Consider the following 18,169-nt stretch of genomic DNA (forward strand, 5'->3'; position numbering starts at 1 on the left):
CTCCTCTATTTTTTCACCAGAAGCTGATCATCGCCAGGGTGCGGATTGCCTCTTCCGTCGCGGTTGTTTGTTATGGCATAGATTTCGCCGCCTGCTACCAGCACATCCCGCATCCTTCCGAAACCATCCATTTCATTTGCTGCTTTGCGGGAATTTATATTCACTCTTTTTACAGCATTTCCGGACAATGCAGCAACGTACAGACGGCCATCCTTATAGGCGATGCCGGATGGCGCCCATGTCTCGCTGCCGGTATGGAAAAACGGTGTTTCCATCCCCTCCTGCTGCTCGTCCCCTTCAATCACAGGCCACCCATAATTCCTGCCTGGCATAATACGGTTGATCTCATCGTGAGCAGACTGGCCGTGCTCCGTACTGTACATCTCCCCGTTATCACTCCATGCGAGCCCCTGCGGATTTCTGTGTCCATATGAGTACACATATGATTCCGGGAACGGATTGTCATCAGGCAGTGCGCCGTCAAGTTCGAGTCTCAAAATCTTCCCTGCAAGTGATTCCCTGTCCTGTGCAAGCTCCGGGGTTAAAGCATCTCCAGCTGTCGCGTACAGCTTGTCGTCAGGGCCGATCTTCAGCCGGCCGCCATTGTGAAAACGGGCACCGGGAATATCTTCGAGCAGCACACGCACCTCTTTCCATCCACCGTTCCGCTCCTCAATGACAACAATCCTGTTCTTAATGCTTCCGCCATCCTTATATGTATGGTAAGCATAGGCCTGTCTGCTTTTGTCAAAGTCCGGGGCAAGCTGCAGCCCGAGAAATCCGCCTTCCCCTTCCAGGTGAACTTTTTTGTCAAAGGAAACATCCTGAACGTCTTTTTTGCCGGATGTGCTGTCCCACTTGACAATCTTTCCTTTTCGTTCGCTCAGATAAAAAGTTCCGCTGTGTTCATTAATTGACCATGGAACATCCATCTCTTTCAAGACACTTTCAGCCCCCTGACCCTCTTGCTGAACAACAGCTTCTGATTCTGGACTTTCCTGACCCGACTGACATCCGGCAAGAAAAATCAGTGCACCAACTGCAACCCATTTCCTCAGAACGATCACCTCTGATTTCCATTTACATCTAGTTTAACTGAAAAGAAACAATCATTCACGCGTCACCCTTCTGCTATTTGCGAAGAGCTGCCAAAGCAAAGCAAAAATAAATCGCCATTAAACCAAGAATCGGTAAAACCGCCGTCACATCCATGCTGCCATCCTCCTAATAGAAAGCGCTTACTTACGCTCATAATCTTAATTAAGGTCAATCATAGCGGATGGATGTGATGGAAATATTGAGAAAAAGTATAAAGTTTGTAAACTTGCTACTGATAGGAGAAAACAACCTCGAGTTCAGCAGTTACCTCGATTTGTCTTGCAAAAATGGGTGTCTGCCCGGAAGATTGCGCTCCAAGACTTAATTCTTTGGAAAGAGGTGAAAACCCTCTTGATTCTTCTGTTATTTTTACCGGGGTGCGGTTTAAATTCAGCCGATACGACAGTGCGATGGCTTCTGCCTTTTCTAGTGCCTGCTTTGCCGCAAGATCAAGAGCCTGATTGATCCATTTCTGCTGATCAGAAAGAAAAAACTGCAGCGAGTCAGACCGGTTGGCTCCGTTTGCGAAGGCTGCATCATAAATGCTGCCGATTGTGTCTAAGTCCCGTGTTCTGACAGAGAGTGTGTTAACCGCTTCATAGCCCTTCAGGACCGGCTCAGAGCCTCCAGTGTAGTCGTATTGCGGGAACACGGTATAGGAAATCGTTTCAATTTGTTTTTCATCAATTCCCTCGTCCTGAAGTGTCCTGATAAGCTGATTGACCCGCCGCTTGTTTTCTTCTTGTGCGGCCGTTACATCCTTATCCATTGTGACAACGGCAAGCTGCAGCACGGCTGTATCAGGCGCAGCCTCCACCTTCCCCATCCCTCTTACAGACAGGGTGCTTCCGCCTTTTGCTTTTCGTTCATCCGCCTTTAAGGCATGACGGTATGCAGGATTGTAAGGCTGTCCGTACATTGGATACATACATTCATTCTCCCCTCAGCATGCTAGCGTTCTATTTAACTGTATGCAGAGAAAAAAACGTATAATCACAAAAGCGCAAGCGCCTTGAACAGATCCGATAGGCAGATAAGAATCCGACAAAAAAGTCCGGTTTTGACTTTTATGTCGGATTTGTTCTGACAGAGGATCTAGGCGCTGGAGCTGGACGATGATAACTCACTACTAATTTCACACTTTAAGCATTTAAATATCTATAAACCTGCAAAAAAGTGTGCAGATCTGCTCTGCACACTAATCAATAATGCCTTCGGATTTGGAAATCAGAACGGCTTCTGTTCTTGACCCGACATTTAATTTATTAAAGATGGAAGTAAGGCTATATTCGATCGAGCGCTTGCTCAAGTGCAGCTTATCGGCAATTTCCTGGTTGGTTAAACCGCGTTCAACTTCCTGGAGAATGGCTTTTTCTCTTTCATTCAGCGTCTCAGTCTCTGAATGAGCAGAACTGCTTTTATTTTTTTGCTGAAGAATAAGGGATTTTAAATAGGAATAGGGAACAACAATATCTCCTGAAAGAGCATGCCGGATGGAAGAAAGAATTTTTTCTTTCGTTTCTGTTTTGCTTATTGCTCCATGAATGCCAAGCCGGATGGCTTCTTCAAAATAATCCTCTACATCATAGCCTGTATATAAAATAATTTTGCAATCCTCTGAGTGCTTAATAATCTCTGTGGAAAGCTCCATGCCGTTTATGTCTCCCAGGTTCATATCCATAAGAATCACATCATACTCCTGAAAATTCAGGTGCTGAATCACATCTTTGGAGTAAGGGGGATTCAGGTACGAAACCTTCACTTGTGAATCGGTTTCAAGAATGGCCTTTGTTCCTTCACGCACTGCCGGATGATCGTCCACAACTAAAATATGCAACATTGTATCAACCTCTCTGTCCACTGCCTCTGCTTACTATTCTATAAAAAAGACCTGGCCTGTGCCAAGTCTGAAGGTGCAACTTAAATCTCTACGACAACTTTAAACCCGTTGCCCTTTGACGTCTCAATAGAGTGGGTCCCATTCAGCGCTTTAACCCGTTCAGCAATTCCAGAGAGCCCCATACTCTGATGATTGGTGTACAATTCGTTCTGGTCAAAGCCAATTCCATCGTCCTCATAATGCAGAACGATTTTATCCTTGATACAGACAAGCATAATCAGCACATGCATGGCATTCGAATGCTTGCCGGCATTGGTAAGAAGCTCCTGGACAATGCGGTACAAGTTCAGCTGGGTGTCAATATCAATCGATTTTGTGAAGTTGCCGGCATTGAGCCTGACATCAAACGGAGCCGTTTCATTGTACTGGGCAGCAAGCTTCTGAAGCGCCTTAACGAGGCCCAAATCATACAGCAGCTGCGGCCGAAGCTCCTGGCAGGTTTCACGGGTCGTTTTAATAATATTCGTCATCGAACTGTTCATATCCTGAAGCTGGTCCGTAAAAACAGCCGGGGCAGCCTGGAGCTCAGCCAGTGCCAGCTCACACTGGCGCTTCAGTGAAATCAAATCCTGAAGAACAGAATCGTGCAGATCCTTAGCGAGATTAGAGCGCTGTTTTTCCTCGATGGAAAAGAGCACCTTAGTCAGCCAGGCCGGATTGCTGCCTTCGCTTTTGATCTTCTGAAGATGGCTCATCAGTTCTTCAATCTTAAGGAAGTTTTCAAGGGAGATATTCGTATAGAAAGAAAGGGTCTTCAGCCATGAAATCTCATCCCTGTTGAGCTTTGGCGTATTGAGCATGGACAGGCAGACCATCACAAAACTGCGCTCGTCTGTCTCCCCCACATTAATCACAAAACCCCTGTCCACTTCAACGATCTTCCCGATCTCATGAGATGCTTTCCTTATTTCCTTTTCATACAGGAGATAATCAGACCCTTTCATCTGAATATCAACCGAAACAATATCCCCATCTTTATTTACTTCCACATAGCTTGCCCTGCTGACAAGCAGGACATCTGTAATAACCTCTTTCAGCTCGCTGATGACCTGATCCAGCTTGCTCGCTTTACGGATGCTCTGCGTATATTTAAAGATACTGTCCTGATAGTTGTACTTCTCCGAAAAACGCTTAAACCGAAAGCGGAAATCGAGAATTTCTTTGATGTAGAAGACAACTACAAAGAGCATATAAATCATTATTGACAAACGTATTGGATAAAAGCTCGGGCTGCTGTCCTTGTTCACTAGAACCAGGCCAACTCCTATAAATGTAGGAATGACTGCAAGGAGTGCATAATATTTTACTCTTCCTAGGATAAACTCAATATCATAAATTTTAGTGGCTAAAAATTGATACACTAATGAAAATGGAATCAACAGCAAAAAGGCTGCTAAGAATGTAGGCGGGAAGATTTGCTTATTTAAAACAATATAAGGTATTGTATACAAAAGCAAAAAAGGTGAAAATGCTATAACATTTGTAATAATAAGAACTTTCACCAGATATTTCTGATCTGAATATTTTACTCTTTGAAGCCCAAATAATTTAAGCCCAAACGTTAGAATAAATAGAAGCAAAAAGGAAGTTAAGTTAATGGATTTTACTAATGAATAAAAGCTTAATGGATAACTTAAGTTATAAATAATCCTTACCGTTTCAACAAGAAGGTTAAACAGAATAAGAGAGTAGCCAAAGTAAACAAATTTTACAGAGAAAAGGGCTTTGCCCATTTCCTTAAAATACTGGTATATAAAATGAAGATAAAAAACAGGCGTAAGCAAAAACAAGCTGAGATTAAAGTATCTGCTCATTATATCTCCTCTTGCAGAACTTCCGCCGCTCAGGTATGCCATTGCAATCGTAATTAAAAATGCGTTCAGTATTAATGCAGAAGGCAAATTCAGCTTTCTGTTGGATTTATAAATAAAGTAACTGCAAAATAAGCAAAGTAAATAAACCGTTAAAGGCACAACTACAACGAACATGTTCTGATAATTAAAAATGGAGTCAGATACTACATATTCTCTTTCTTCATTCCCCTTTAGCAGTTTAAGAGTCTCTACTTGTTCAAGCAAACCGCTGTTTGTGGAAGGAGAATGGAGAATCGGATTTTTTCCATTAATTTCAGTAACAATGTCTCCTGGACGAATATTGACATTATCCGCCCAAGATTTAGGTTCAATTGCTGTTATTTCAAGCTTATCGTCACTAATTATTTGTACGTTTGCTCCAACATAAGGAATTTTTATATTTATATAAGAAAAGTAAATCGCCAAGATGCCACTTAAAATCACAATCAGCAGGTAGCTCTTGTTAAGATTTTTAATCATAAAATCTTCCTTCTAAGTTTTTAGAACCAGAACATGTTTGTTGTTCTACCCATGCTCACAAGCCCCTCAACTAATCCTAACACTTCATCTACATTTTTCACACCCAGCAAGCTTGCTTCTCCGTTTACTACTTTTTCAACGATTTCAGGGTTTTCTACTAAAAAATTGACGATTTCCTGCATGAATTAATCTCTCCTTTTATTTTCTGATTGATTTATGATCAAATGAGACTTAAGAAGCTCAATTTGATGCTGCGGCAAGGGCAGTTCGGCAAGTAAAGTTGAAGCTTTTTGAAGAGCAATTTGTTTGATGACATTGAGGTAGTGGACGACGCCAGATTGAAACAATTTCGATTTGAATGCTGCTGCATCCCCGTATTGCTCCTCATATGACTTGCCTTCTGCGATAAAACGGCTCAGTTCTTTTGAATGTTCATTAAACTCCCTGTTTATGTAGAGGAGAGCCAAAGATTTTTTCTGTGATGACAAATCATTTTTATGCAGATGAAATAAGTCACGGTAATCGTTCTCAATTTGGGCAGCCAGTCCTATTTGATAGGAATATTTTTCGACAATTGCCTGCTCTTCTCCAGTTGCGAGCATAGCTCCGCTTACAGATGCGAGAGCTACGAGGGAACCTGACTTTTTTTCGATCATGGAGGTGCATTCTTCTTCGGTTTCAATCCTATTCTCCAAATCGGCGTGCTGTCCTTCCATTGCCTGAAGGGCTAAACGGTGAAATACGCTGATGATCATTCCTTTATAAGGGCTGTGAAGTTCATCAGCCATTTTCAGACTGACCGTATAGAGGGCTGTAGCAGCGTTAAGGGCGACCGAAGAGTCAATCTTCATCCATGGCTCTTCAAAATTGTCTAGGTCTTCGAGATCATCCAGAATGTCGAATGAAAGAGCTAAAAGCTCAACTGCACCCGACAGGTGAACAACTTCGTCCTCTTTCCCTCCAAAAGCTGTATAGTGCAGGTTTGTCAATTGGGCAAAAGGGAAGGTCTTTTTCGCTTCTATGAACGAAAGAAGAAGGTGCAGCAATTTTTCGTTCTCAATATGAGATGTTACTGCAGTGTTTAAACGGTGAATCAGAGATTTATAGTCCAAATGTAATCACCCCTTCGAAATTATATTACAATATTCGCGACAAATTGAGTAGCTTAAAAACAATCTTTTTACATAAATATAAAACATTTAACAGTTAATCCCATTATATGGGTAAAAAAAAAGACCCGGCTGCATTCAGCCAAGTCTTATGACACGTTTATAAAGGAGTATTTATCATACTTATCAATGCTTTTATTGATCATTCTCAGCGACTGCTTCGTTTCTTGAATTTCTTTTTCAAGACGTTTCAATAATTGAGTAATCTCTTCAATGTTGTGCTTTTTCATCGTTTCCACACTCCTCTGTAAAAGATCAAATTCTGCATGGTGAACGAAACACGTGTTTTGATCTTTCCTTACTTTAAATTTTAAAGGATGTGAAAAGGAATTTCACCGAAAATAATGCGAAAGAATCAGTGCGTGATACCGCAACTTGCGCTGGTAGTCTTTTTTGTTCACTGTCCAATCTCATTTATAAAAAAAGGCAGAAAAAAGCCCCATGTGAATGGGGTGATTTATTTTACAGTATTAATTGACTGCAGATGATAGGACTCTGCTTCCTGAAGGGCCATTTTTGTCAGTTCTTCTCTCTTTTCGATTGGTCCGCTAAATTCCAAGGTGTAATCAAGAATTCCCTGTTCTGAGAGCAAACACTCCATTTTAACCTTACTGTCACCGATAACCACCGAAAACACCGCAACCGTTTTATCATCCAGCACATATACGGATGGCTGCACACGCATGAGAGAGTTGAACCTCCTTTAAAAATAGAATGAACATTACCTTATTTCGACATCAAATTGGTCATTCCTTTATTTTCCTGGAAGCAGCTCATATTTTTCTGCAAAAAAGTCGCTCAGTCCAAACAGCGAATCATTTTTCTGACTGCATCTGCTAATTTCTCCTGAGGCATCCCCGGTACATGACCAAGTTCCAGGGCAAGCTCTTCTGATGCAGGAATATGGATAAATCCTGCCGGAACCTTTTGATCAGCCGATTCAAAGTGATGGCACACGCGGTACATAAGGTAGTTGCATAGATATGTTCCTGCTGTATTGGAGATTCCTGCAGGTATACCGTCTCTTTCAAGTGCATTCACAAATTTTCTGATTGGGAGTGTGCTGAAGAACGCAGCAGGGCCCTCATTCTCTATCAATTCGTCCTGCTTTACAATTCCGTCGTTGTCTTTATCTCCATCCGCACAGTTGATGGCCACTCTTTCAGGCGTAATTTTATCTCTTCCGGCAGCTAAACCGAGCAGCATGACGGCATCCGGCTTTTCCTTTTCGATCTGCAGGAGGCATTGTTCCCACGTGTTTGAAAATGCTACAGGCAATACAGCACCTGCCACTTTCCAGCTGCCTATGATCTCGCCGTCAAGCTGCTTTGCAATTTCAGCTGTCGGGTTAAGCGGGTAATCCAAGAATGGTTCAAATCCTGTCAGCAATAGTTTTTTCAAATGGATCATCTCCTCACGGCCTTATTATATCAGAAGATTCTGTCACATCATTCATTCATAAAAAAACCCCCGCCTGTCAGGCAGAGGTTTTCGGATTAAATTACGCTACTTCATGTCCCATTGACACCTGAAGAATGTCAAACCATTGCTCGCGCGTCAATTTGAGATCAAGAGCGCGGATCGCGGATTGAATTCTGTTCATTTTACCTGAGCCTACAATCGGCATAATCCCTGCAGGATGGCTGATCAGCCACGCATAAAGGACTTCATCGATTCCGTCTGCGCCAATTTCTCCGGCAATTCGTTCAAGGGTGCTGCGGAGGTTTTCAGCTCTTTCATTTTCTGCAGAAAAAATGCTGCCGCCTGCAAGAGGCGACCACGCCATTGGCGCCATTCTCTCTTCCTGGCAAAGATCAAGAGTTCCATCTTCGAAGTTCTCAAGCTGATAAGCAGAAAGCTCGATCTGATTTGTCACAAGCGGAAAATCGAGATGGGATTGAAGCATCTTAAGCTGAGAGCGCTTAAAATTAGACACGCCAAAATGACGGACTTTGCCCTCTTCTTTCAATTGTTTAAACGCTTCTGCCACTTCGGCAGGATTCATGTATGGATCAGGACGGTGGATCAGCAGTACATCTATGTAGTCTGTCCGGAAGTTTTCCAGGGATTTGTCCACTGATGCCAGGATATGCTCTTTACTTGTGTCGTATGATTTAATCCCATGATCCGGGCGGTTGTCAGAAACAAGTTTAATTCCGCACTTCGTGACAATCTCCATTTTTTCCCGCAGCTCCGGTTTAAGAGCAAGCGCGTCGCCAAAGAGCTTTTCACATGTGTAATTCCCGTAAATATCCGCATGGTCGAATGTTGTAATTCCCGCTTCAAGACAATCTTCGATCAGCTGAAGCACTTCCTCATTTGACATGTTCCAGTCAGAGAGTCTCCAAAGTCCATGAACAATTCTTGAAAATGATAAGTTTTCTGTCAGTTGTATACGCTGCATCATCATTCTCCTTTCTATCGTATTGTATCTCTCATTTACATAAATTCAAAGCGATTGGCTTTCAGCCGCTTTTCGCCGTTTCTTTGTCTGCATCAAGCAGATGGGCTGACCAGGCAATTGCCTCTCTGTAGCATTCATCAATTTCATCAAGGGACAGCGGCAAATCCTCCCATTTAAATGTTTCAATTTTAACAGCCGCGTCCAAAACAATCCGGATTTCATTCTGTTTTCCCCGAATGGCATCCCGTATGTCGTCTGATAAAGGAAGTTCATCAAGCACTTTATCAAGACTGCGGTGCAAGAGCGCGTCTACAAGTGAAAACATGCCCGTGAGCATATAAAGAGATGGTTCTGTTTTGCCCATTTTAACAGAAAGCTTTTCGCATAATTTTGCTCTCTGCAGAGAAAGACGGATCACTTCTTCCTGAATGGGATCTTGATTTCCTTTCAGGTTTTTGATGGATAAAATGTAAATCCATTTCTTTATTTCATTTAATCCGAGAAGAACGATCGCCTGCTTTATGGACTTTATTTTATTTCTTGGCCTGAATGCAGGAGAGTTAATGAGTTTGAGCAGTTTGTATGACAAAGACAGATCCTGCTCAATTTGTTCTGTGATGGTGTCGATGTCAGGCTCTGTTTTTGACAGCTCATGAAGAATCTGCAAATAGGCCTGTATATAAATCGGAATATCATAGCTTGACAAAACAACAGGCTTGCTGAAGAAGTATCCTTGAAAATAGTCATATCCGTCGCGTACGGCCTGCTCATATTCATCATGTGTTTCCACTTTTTCAGCCAGAAAGGAAACGCCGAATGGCTTATATCTCTCTATAATTTCTTTCCTGGCTGCAGGACTTGTCTGCAGCAGGTCAACTTTAATGATGTCGATATACGCAAGCAGTCTGTTCAGCAGAAGGTTATTCTGCACAACATTAAAATCATCCAGGGCAATTGTATACCCCTGCTTTTTCAAGTCTCTGCAGATGCTGACAAGTTCTTCTGTCACGGGAACATCTTCCAGGATCTCCACTACAATCGAACTAGGATTGAAGTAACTTGGGAGCTTCATTTGAAGCAGGCTCTCTGTAAAGTTAATAAAACATTTTTTCCCCTGTGACAGTTCTTCAAGACCGATATTTATAAAGCTGTTTACAATCACATCTGTTGTTGCCTCGTCCCCGTCTATATTAGGGAATGTGTTACTTTTATCTCCATTGCGGTAAAGTAATTCGTAGGCAACATTTTGACCCTTTTTGTCAAAAATCGGCTGCCTGGCTACGAATACCTTCATATGTTCAACCCCTTTGCCCTTTTACCAATCAGTACAATTGACCTATATCGATTGTACACAAAAGCTGCAGTCAGGGCTGTCGAATTATGTAGATAGTTTTTTAAAGTGCCAAGTATTTTTCTGTGACGTAAAACAGCGTTTTCTCATCGCGCCTGCCGCATGCAATCGCAGCCACTTTTTTCAGTGCATCCTTAATGACTGAGCGGTCCTTAACAGCTTCCGATTCATCAAGGATTTCATGATAACATCTTAAAGCATCCGTCAGTTCCCCGCGTGATTGATGCATATCGCCAAGCAGATGAAGAAATTTAAATTTATAATCGGTAAAAGGCTCTGAATACGCTTCGTTGAATGATTTGTACAGGCTGAGAACGTGCTCCTCTTTTCCGGACTCCTGATAAGTAACAGCAAGTTCAAATAATGTATTTAAGATCCCTTTGCTGTCTTCCAGCTGATTGTACAGGTCATGAGCTGATTTTAGATACGAGACAGCACTTTCTGCATCTGATGTATATCTGCTTAAAATACCCAGGTTTGTATATGTTCCTGCCAGGTTCAGCTGATCGTCTGTTCCCTCAAAAAACAAAAGTGCCTTTGAATAGGCGCCTTTTGCATCTTCATACTGGCTCATCCTTCTGTAGCATAAGCCAAGAACCATGTAGACGATGCCTGTCTGATAATAGATGGCTGTTTTGCTGCTGACTGAAAGAGCCTGCTTAATAAAGCGGATGGCGGAGTAGTACTCCCCCTTTTTAGCATGGGCAAGGCCAAGGTTGTTCAGCAGGGATATTTTTTCTACTCCCGATGCCTTGAAGGCAATGGAATCATCATACGCTTCATTCAAATAGGTAAATGCTTTTGAAAAGCGGTCTTCATTAATAAGCATAGAGGAGAGTTCATTGCTCGTTCTCAGCCGTTCCTCGCAATACGGCAGATTACAGTACAGCTCATAGCTTTTTTCAAAAGCCGTGACGGCTCCATCCGTATCCTGCCTGACACTCTGCAGAATGCGCCCCTGACAGAAATAATAAAGAGCAAGATCCCGCTGATTAAGAGCTGACAGATTCTTTTCGATATCATTCAGATGCTCCTCAGCATCCGCAAAATCATCGTTTATAACAGCAAACTCCAAATTTGACAGCGCTTTTTTAATATCAAATGAAAGAAGTGCTTTATTTTCCTCTTCAAAGAAATCATGAATATCACACTGAAGCCGTTCACTGAACTTTAATAGCAGTTTATACGATGGCTGCACCATGCCTTTTTCAAGCTGGCTGATATAGCTTCTGTTCACAATGCCTGCTGCAAGCTCACTTTGGGTCAGTTTTTGTTTCTTTCTCAAATGCCTGAGTTTTAAGCCAACGGTATTCATTCATACCCTCCTGAAAAAAGTCGATTATGTCTTGACAAGAAATTGAATAGTTGTATATATTTGAATTGTCAGTTAATTATAACAAAATGTTAGTTTTTTTTAAAATGTTAAATAAATAAATCATTGGAGGTCATAACATGAAAAAAGGGAAAAAATATTTATTGTATCTTGCACTTGGTGCAGCCATCCTTACAGCAGGCTTTTCTGCAGTAGATAATAAAGTCCATACGGCTGACGAAGAATGGCCGAGAATCATCAAGTCTGAAAAATACAGCTGAGCAGATTGTTTTATATTTATCTATTAAACCATATTTTTCAGAACGTGAACCAATCAATTTTGGAAAATTCTTTATAAGAGAAAGCTTTATAGAAACTGCAAAACCGCTGAAATAGGCCTTCAAGCGTCCTGTTTCAGCGGTTTTTTCTGTATAAAAAGAGCTTCACGGATCTAAAATCCGGAAGCTCTTTTTATAGTATTATTGAACTCTTGCAAATCCGAAGCCTGATGCATGGTCGTCACCAGTTGCCGCTCCGTATCCGCCTTTGATGTCATACAGTTTTGCACGTCGCTGAAGTTCCGCACGGACTTGTGCATTGCTTTGGCCTTTATTTGAAGACCAGATTTTCGCAGCAAGACCTGAAACGTGAGGAGTAGCCATAGAAGTTCCGCTGATTGTGTTGTAGCCGCTGTTAATCCAAGTAGATTCGATAGCAGCACCAGGAGCAGAGATCTCAACATCTCTTTCCTGAATCACAAAGTCTCCGTCAGTCGCTGAATTTCCACGGGATGAGAAGTTTGCAACACGGTATGTCCCGTTTTGCTGTACATTTTCAAGAGCTGCGACCGCCACTGCGTTTGTCAAAGCACCCGGGTAGCCGATTGTGTTATTTGCATAACCTGAGTTTCCTGCAGCAGCAATCACTAAAGCGCCTTTGCTGTATGCGTAATCAACTGCACTTGTGATAAGGCTGTCTTTTCCGCTTGAACCAAGTGACATTGAAATAACAACTTTTGATCCAGTTCTTGTTCCTTCATCAGCAGCATGTCTGATCGCCGCTGCAATATCATCAGAGTAGCCTGATCCGCTGTCAGTCAGCACTTTGTATGCCCAAAGCTCAGCCTGAGGTGCTACACCGTAAATGCCTTGTCCGTCTGAACCGCCGTTAGCAAGAGCTGAACCTGCCACGTGAGTTCCATGTCCATTGCGGTCTGTACAAGAGTTGTTCGTATACGTTGTGCCTACAGTGAAATCTTTGCACTGCTCGGCGTTTTGAGACAGGTCAATATGGCTTGTCTGTACTCCAGTGTCCAAAACAGCAATTTTAATGCCGTCACCGCCTGAAGTCTGAGTCAGCGAGCTGTTGTTGTAAATGGCCTTAATTCCCCACGGAGTCCGTGTGCTCGGCACTGCCATCGTTTTAATAGGCTTGCCTGCAGCCACTTTAAATGTTGCAACCTTTTCAACCTTCAGCCTGCTGTTTTTCTGAAGTTTCTCAAGCTGCTCCTGAGTGACCGTCGCAGTATAGCCGGCAGCACCGAAATCTCTGCGGACTTTATGATTCTTCTTTACTTTTTGTGCATCTGTTCCTTTAATGACAACACGGAATTGCTCCTGCTGCGCCTCCTGCTTAACTGGAGCCTCAGCAAAAGCGGCAGCTCCAAAAGATGAAAGACTTAAAGACAGACTAAGTGCAGCGGCTCCAAGCGTTTTTGAAAACTTCATCATATTTCCCCTCTCAAAATGTTAGTTTTTTATAACTTTGTACTTCGAAGTAAATTAAATATATAATACGTTAACAATTTTCACAATAATCTTAATTTACTAATAAGTACAAGTTTTAATATGTGAGAATAGTCTGTCTTTTATGTTGGAAGGAGTATTCTTTTCCTGATTTTCATAATAATGGAATTTTTTATCTGGAAGTTTAACTAATCTTTAGTTGGAAAAGGAGATTAAAGAGTTTAATCGACAAAATAAGACATTTTTTGTTGAATTTTTTTCCCTTCCAAAGATATAGTAGGGGTATGACGTATCATCAAGGAGTAATTTATGAAGAATGATCAATCTTTTGCAAAAGGATGTTTTTACGGGATTATTCTTTCCATTCCTATATGGCTGTTTGTTTTTTATGTTTTTTATAAAGTATTTTAAAAACCACTGGGGATCCCAGTGGTTTTCATTCTTTATCAAAAAGATTTCTTATAAATAGAGTCTTCAACAAAAATGGATTCTTTGTCGATGGCATGTTCTGCAGCGACAATCAGGCCTATTTTTGTATCCTTCTGATCACTTACAATGGTAAATGGCTGTTCTGCTTCATTTGCAAGCTTAATATATTTTGATAGGTCTGAATAGGCAATGGTTCCGTTTAAAAGCAGCTGATATCCTTTTCCGAGCCTGATGGCGGCTGCGGCTTCGCTGTATACTTTTTTCTGTCTAACCTGGCCATTTGTAAGAGCTATTTCAATTCTTTCTCTCAGAGTGCCCAGAAATTTGTTTCTTTCTTCCGGTTTCGTCTCAGGGGTACCGTAGATCCCCTGCTTTAAGTAGAGGTCAATCTGTTCGTCTGACATGATGAAGGTCTCCTTTTATGCTGGGTTATACATTTTACTTTAGCAGAGTTGCGTGTAAACGTGAAATCATGCGACCCGTTTACCATGAATAGGCCAGAAGAATTTTCATCCATCCGAAGAAAGACAGCCACAGCGGTACACTCAAAACACCAGCCCAGATCATCCCTTTAAAAAAATCTGCTTCTTGCATGAGTAGTTCCCCCTTTAATTCAATCTGGTATTCATCTTTTCCTTACTCTTGCCTTTTTAAAACGCCCGCATAAAAGTAAACGCTTTCAGATTAATATTCTTCTTTTTTTCTTCGTTTCCTCTGGGTCAAATTCTTCATTTCATCACACACCCTGCCTGCAGCCTCTTTCCATTTTTCCAAAACACCCGCAGCATGAGGCCGGCATATAGTATCTGTATCAGTGATTCATTTATTTGGGTATATTTTACAATCACACACGCTACTTCAAACCGCTGGGAGGAATAGGATGTCTGCGATATCAGGGAAAGATTATTTGCAGCGTATGGCGGCATTAAAACCAAATGTATGGCTAAAAGGACAGCCGATTGAGAAGCCTCTATTTATGCACCCTGTATATAAAGGTGCCATGCAGACAAAGGCTTCTCTATATGATTTGCAGGTGCAGAAGGAAAACCTCGGCTTTATGACATTTCCTTCTCCATTTACTGGGGAGCCGGCAGGGATGTCCTACCTGGAGCCGAAAACCGCTGAAGACTTAAAAAGAAGACGGCGGATGATTGAGACTTGGGCAAAAGCTACATGCGGCATGATGGGAAGAAGTCCCGACTATATGAATACCGCCTTAATGTCGCTTTCCGCTGCTGCTTCCATTGCCGGGTCCCAGGATGAGGAGTTTGCCAAGAATTTAAGGAACATGTACCGCATGGCGCTTGAACAGGACTTATCTTTTACCCACAGCTTTATTAATCCGCAAGTAAACCGCTCTTTGTATTATACAGAAGAAACACGGCAGCCGATTGCAGCTAAAATCGTCAAAAAAACGGCTGACGGCCTTGTTATAAAAGGGGCAAGACTGCTTGCAACTGAAGGCGGAATGACAGATGAAGTGCTGATATTCCCTTCAGGCGGAAACAATTTAAGCGATGATTATGCGTTTGCTTTCAGTATTCCTGCCAATACACCCGGACTGAAGTTTATTTGCCGAGAGCCATTTCACTCAGGAGAATCCGCCTTTAATTACCCTCTTTCATCCCGGTTTGATGAAATGGATACCCTGCTTGTGTTTGAGGACGTTCTAGTACCGTGGGAACGGGTCTTTTTCTATCATAGACAGGACATTGCTTTTAAACTTTTCACTCAGAGCGGTTTTGCACCGCACGCTCTTCATCAAGTCGTCACAAGACAGATCGTCAAGCTGCAGTTTCTTATTGGTCTTGCCCAGGTGATGATCAATTCTCTTGAAGTAACTGCCTATGAACATATTCAGCTGAAAATGTCTGAAATGATTCTTGGGCTTGAAAGCATGGAAGCACTCCTTCTCCGTTCTGAATCTGAAGCAAAAGTGGATGCTTTCGGAACGATGACGCCAAGTTCGCATGCACTCTACGCTGCCGTTACTCTTTTCTCAAAGCTCTATCCGCACTATATCAGCCTTCTTCAGCAGATTGGCGCCGGCGGACTGATGGTGCTGCCTTCAGAAGAAGATTTTGCATCTCCTATCGGAAAGGATATTGAGCAGTACCTTCAAGGGGCAGCAGTTGATGCAAAAACGAAAACAAAGCTGTTCCGCCTCGCATGGGAGCTGACGATGAGTTCATTCGGAACGAGGCAAACCCATTATGAACGGTATTTCTTCGGAGATCCTATAAGGCTTGCTAAAAATATCTACAGCAGCTATTCGAGAGAACAGTATATGGACAGAGTAAAAGACTTTTTGGAAAAAGCGGAAGAACGCCCTCAGGACTAAGGACGTTCTTTCTTTTTTATGCCGACTCTTCCCGAGAAGAAGACAGCTCCTTTTCCCATATCGGACAGCCTGTCTGGCGTCAGTACATTCACAAGCTGTTTTTTTGCCGGGTCCTCTGCCCACAGCCCTTGTGTGACTAAAACGCCCGGCAGGACATTCTCTCCGGCAGCAACCGTCAACTCGCACTCTCCCCTCCCGTTCCAGATAATGGCCGTATCTCCATCAGAAAGCCCCGCCTCTTCTGCATCCTTTTTATTTATATGGACAAGTGGCGTTTTCTCAAGCGAAACGTGTTTTTGATTATTGGAGAATGTGGAATTCAGAAAGTTATGATTGGGTCCCGGCACAAAAAGAAAGGGAAGCTCACTCTCTTTTACAAGCGGAGTATACACAGGAAGCGGCTGGTAGCCGGCTTTTTCCATTGCGCCTGAATAGAGCTCGATTTTCCCGCTTGGCGTATTCAGCTTCCCCGGAAATAAAGGTTTTACGCTGGCCTTTATCCATTTCTTCTCAGCCAGTTCATCAAATGTCACGTTGTCCAAATAGGGATTGTGAGTATTGTTCAGTGCCTGATTGATCATCTCTGCATCTGTATCTTTAAACGCCTGTTCAGTGAATCCTATCTTTTCAGCCAGAAGACGGAACACTTCGGCATTTGACTTTGACTCTCCGAATTTCTCAATAACCGGTTCCTGCAAATGAATATAGTGATGCCAGTAGGAAGTATAGAAATCCGTATTTTCAAAAGCGGATGAAGCCGGCAGCACAATGTCTGCATAAGCAGCGGTCTCTGTGAGAAAAAGATCGTGGACGACAAGAAACAAGTCTTCCCGCATCAGTCCTTTTTTTACTTTTCCCGATTCCGGCGCCACAACGGCAGGATTGCTTCCGTAGACAAACATCGATTGGATGGGCGGGTCTGCGCTGAGAAGCTCTTCGCCTATAAGGTTCATATTAATGGTTCTTGTCTGTTTTTTTCTAAGAAGATCCGGTCTTTGCAGGGCATTTGTGTTAAATGCCAGAAAGCCGGAATTGCCCTTAATGGCGCCCCCGCCCTTATGCATCCACTGGCCGGTCAGCGCCGGCAAACAGGCGATGGTCCGAATACACATCCCTCCATTATCGTGATGCTGGAGGCCGTTTCCGATGCGGATACAGGACGGGGAGGTTTCCCCGTACATTTTTGCAAGCTTAACGATATCCTCGGCAGGAACGCCTGTCAGTTCAGATACCGTGTGCGGATCGTATTGCTTCACATGCTCCCGAAGCTCCTTGAAGCCCGAAGTATACTCTTTCAAAAAGCCTTCATCTGTCAGTTCCTCTTTAAAGAGAATATGCATTATCCCCAGTGCCAGCGCGCTGTCTGTTCCCGGCAAAATGGGAATAAACCAGTCTGCCATTCTTCCTGTCTGGTTTTTATGCACATCGATGACAACGATTTTTGCGCCCTGTTTCCTTGCTTTCTGCGCAAGAGTCATCTGGTGCATGTTCGTGCTCACCGCATTGATCCCCCAGAAAATAAACAGCTTCGTATGAATCGTGTCCTCCGGATCAATACCGAAGCTTCCACCCATAGTATATTTATACCCTTCAGAACCCGCTGCCTGGCAGATGGTCCGGTCAAGCCTGCTCGCCCCCAGCCGGTTAAAAAAGCGCCGGTCCATCCCCTCAGCGCTTAAATTCCCCATATTGCCGTAGAAGCTGTATGGAAGAATGCTCTCAGGACCATCCGTTTCAATCAGACTTTTCCATTTAGATGAAATAGTGTTCAATGCTTCTTCCCATGAAATGCGCTCAAATTGGTTTTCGCCTTTTTTTCCTGTTCGTTTAAGGGGATACTCCAGACGTTTCACATCATAAATTCGTTCAGCCATGTGCCGTACTTTATTGCAGATGCTGCCCTTCGTGACTGGATGATTTGGATCACCGTCAATTTTCATAATTTTACCGTTCTTTTTGTGCACCAGAAGACCGCACTGATCAGGGCAGTCAAGGGAACACACACTTGGAAAAACGCCATTCTTTTTTTCGACATAGGGATGCATGCGAACACCTCTTTTTTGGAAAATGATTGCATTAAGAATAAA

At 42.8% G+C, this 18,169-nt stretch carries 17 protein-coding genes; 2 read left to right on the plus strand and 15 right to left on the minus strand.

Annotated elements, in window-relative coordinates; translation table 11 throughout:
• Positions 1-5: 5 nt before the first annotated feature.
• The 12 genes from ACK1LH_RS17350 to ACK1LH_RS17405 form a co-directional block, all read right to left on the minus strand.
• Positions 6-1,067 (minus strand): PQQ-dependent sugar dehydrogenase, encoded by a 1,062-nt coding sequence (locus ACK1LH_RS17350; RefSeq protein ID WP_411333744.1) that lies wholly within the window; start codon positions 1,065-1,067, stop codon positions 6-8.
• 260 nt (positions 1,068-1,327) lie between these two features.
• Positions 1,328-2,026, minus strand: a complete 699-nt coding sequence (locus tag ACK1LH_RS17355) for an SIMPL domain-containing protein (protein ID WP_029566633.1) — start codon at positions 2,024-2,026, stop codon at positions 1,328-1,330.
• A 270-nt stretch (positions 2,027-2,296) separates the two neighbouring features.
• The gene (locus ACK1LH_RS17360) at positions 2,297-2,938 is read right to left on the minus strand and encodes a response regulator transcription factor (protein ID WP_029284047.1); all 642 of its coding nucleotides are present in this window, start codon (positions 2,936-2,938) and stop codon (positions 2,297-2,299) included.
• An 80-nt stretch (positions 2,939-3,018) separates the two neighbouring features.
• Positions 3,019-5,331 (minus strand): histidine kinase, encoded by a 2,313-nt coding sequence (locus ACK1LH_RS17365; protein ID WP_411333747.1) that lies wholly within the window; start codon positions 5,329-5,331, stop codon positions 3,019-3,021.
• 20 nt (positions 5,332-5,351) lie between these two features.
• Complete coding sequence (comX, locus tag ACK1LH_RS17370; protein ID WP_411333749.1) at positions 5,352-5,513, minus strand: competence pheromone ComX; 162 nt, start codon at positions 5,511-5,513, stop codon at positions 5,352-5,354.
• Between the two features lie 3 nt (positions 5,514-5,516).
• Positions 5,517-6,443, minus strand: coding sequence for a polyprenyl synthetase family protein (locus tag ACK1LH_RS17375; RefSeq protein ID WP_203288682.1), 927 nt, complete (start codon positions 6,441-6,443; stop codon positions 5,517-5,519).
• Positions 6,444-6,589: 146 nt separating this feature from the next.
• A complete protein-coding gene (gene degQ / locus ACK1LH_RS17380) occupies positions 6,590-6,730 on the minus strand; it encodes a degradation enzyme regulation protein DegQ (protein ID WP_029284053.1) in 141 nt (46 codons plus the stop codon).
• Positions 6,731-6,957: 227 nt separating this feature from the next.
• Positions 6,958-7,185, minus strand: coding sequence for a hypothetical protein (locus ACK1LH_RS17385; RefSeq protein ID WP_203288683.1), 228 nt, complete (start codon positions 7,183-7,185; stop codon positions 6,958-6,960).
• Positions 7,186-7,298: 113 nt separating this feature from the next.
• Positions 7,299-7,901 carry a pyroglutamyl-peptidase I gene (locus ACK1LH_RS17390; RefSeq protein ID WP_203288684.1) on the minus strand — a complete coding sequence of 201 codons (603 nt, stop codon included), beginning with the start codon at positions 7,899-7,901 and terminating at the stop codon, positions 7,299-7,301.
• Between the two features lie 100 nt (positions 7,902-8,001).
• Positions 8,002-8,904 (minus strand): aldo/keto reductase family oxidoreductase, encoded by a 903-nt coding sequence (locus ACK1LH_RS17395; protein ID WP_203290377.1) that lies wholly within the window; start codon positions 8,902-8,904, stop codon positions 8,002-8,004.
• A gap of 61 nt (positions 8,905-8,965) precedes the next feature.
• Entirely contained in the window at positions 8,966-10,198 is a 1,233-nt protein-coding gene (locus ACK1LH_RS17400) for an EAL and HDOD domain-containing protein (protein ID WP_282034697.1), read from the minus strand.
• Positions 10,199-10,298: 100 nt separating this feature from the next.
• Positions 10,299-11,570, minus strand: coding sequence for a helix-turn-helix transcriptional regulator (locus ACK1LH_RS17405; RefSeq protein ID WP_203288685.1), 1,272 nt, complete (start codon positions 11,568-11,570; stop codon positions 10,299-10,301).
• Between the two features lie 137 nt (positions 11,571-11,707).
• Between ACK1LH_RS17405 and ACK1LH_RS17410 the strand changes: the two genes are divergently transcribed.
• On the plus strand, positions 11,708-11,848 hold the full coding sequence (locus tag ACK1LH_RS17410; RefSeq protein ID WP_158001664.1) for a hypothetical protein: 141 nt from the start codon (positions 11,708-11,710) through the stop codon (positions 11,846-11,848).
• Positions 11,849-12,046: 198 nt separating this feature from the next.
• Here the strand turns inward: ACK1LH_RS17410 and ACK1LH_RS17415 are convergent, their stop codons facing one another.
• Both ACK1LH_RS17415 and ACK1LH_RS17420 read right to left on the minus strand, forming a co-directional pair.
• Complete coding sequence (locus ACK1LH_RS17415) at positions 12,047-13,297, minus strand: S8 family peptidase (RefSeq protein ID WP_029284065.1); 1,251 nt, start codon at positions 13,295-13,297, stop codon at positions 12,047-12,049.
• Between the two features lie 461 nt (positions 13,298-13,758).
• Positions 13,759-14,145 carry a YueI family protein gene (locus ACK1LH_RS17420; RefSeq protein ID WP_029566636.1) on the minus strand — a complete coding sequence of 129 codons (387 nt, stop codon included), beginning with the start codon at positions 14,143-14,145 and terminating at the stop codon, positions 13,759-13,761.
• A gap of 476 nt (positions 14,146-14,621) precedes the next feature.
• Between ACK1LH_RS17420 and hpaB the strand changes: the two genes are divergently transcribed.
• Positions 14,622-16,082 (plus strand): 4-hydroxyphenylacetate 3-monooxygenase, oxygenase component, encoded by a 1,461-nt coding sequence (gene hpaB / locus ACK1LH_RS17425; protein ID WP_029284069.1) that lies wholly within the window; start codon positions 14,622-14,624, stop codon positions 16,080-16,082.
• Here the strand turns inward: hpaB and ACK1LH_RS17430 are convergent.
• Complete coding sequence (locus ACK1LH_RS17430; RefSeq protein WP_029566637.1) at positions 16,079-18,127, minus strand: molybdopterin-dependent oxidoreductase; 2,049 nt, start codon at positions 18,125-18,127, stop codon at positions 16,079-16,081. The genes hpaB and ACK1LH_RS17430 overlap by 4 nt on opposite strands.
• Positions 18,128-18,169 lie beyond the last annotated feature (42 nt).

It is taken from the genome of Metabacillus indicus, assembly GCF_046603695.1.
GTDB lineage: Bacteria > Bacillota > Bacilli > Bacillales > Bacillaceae > Bacillus_P > Bacillus_P indicus.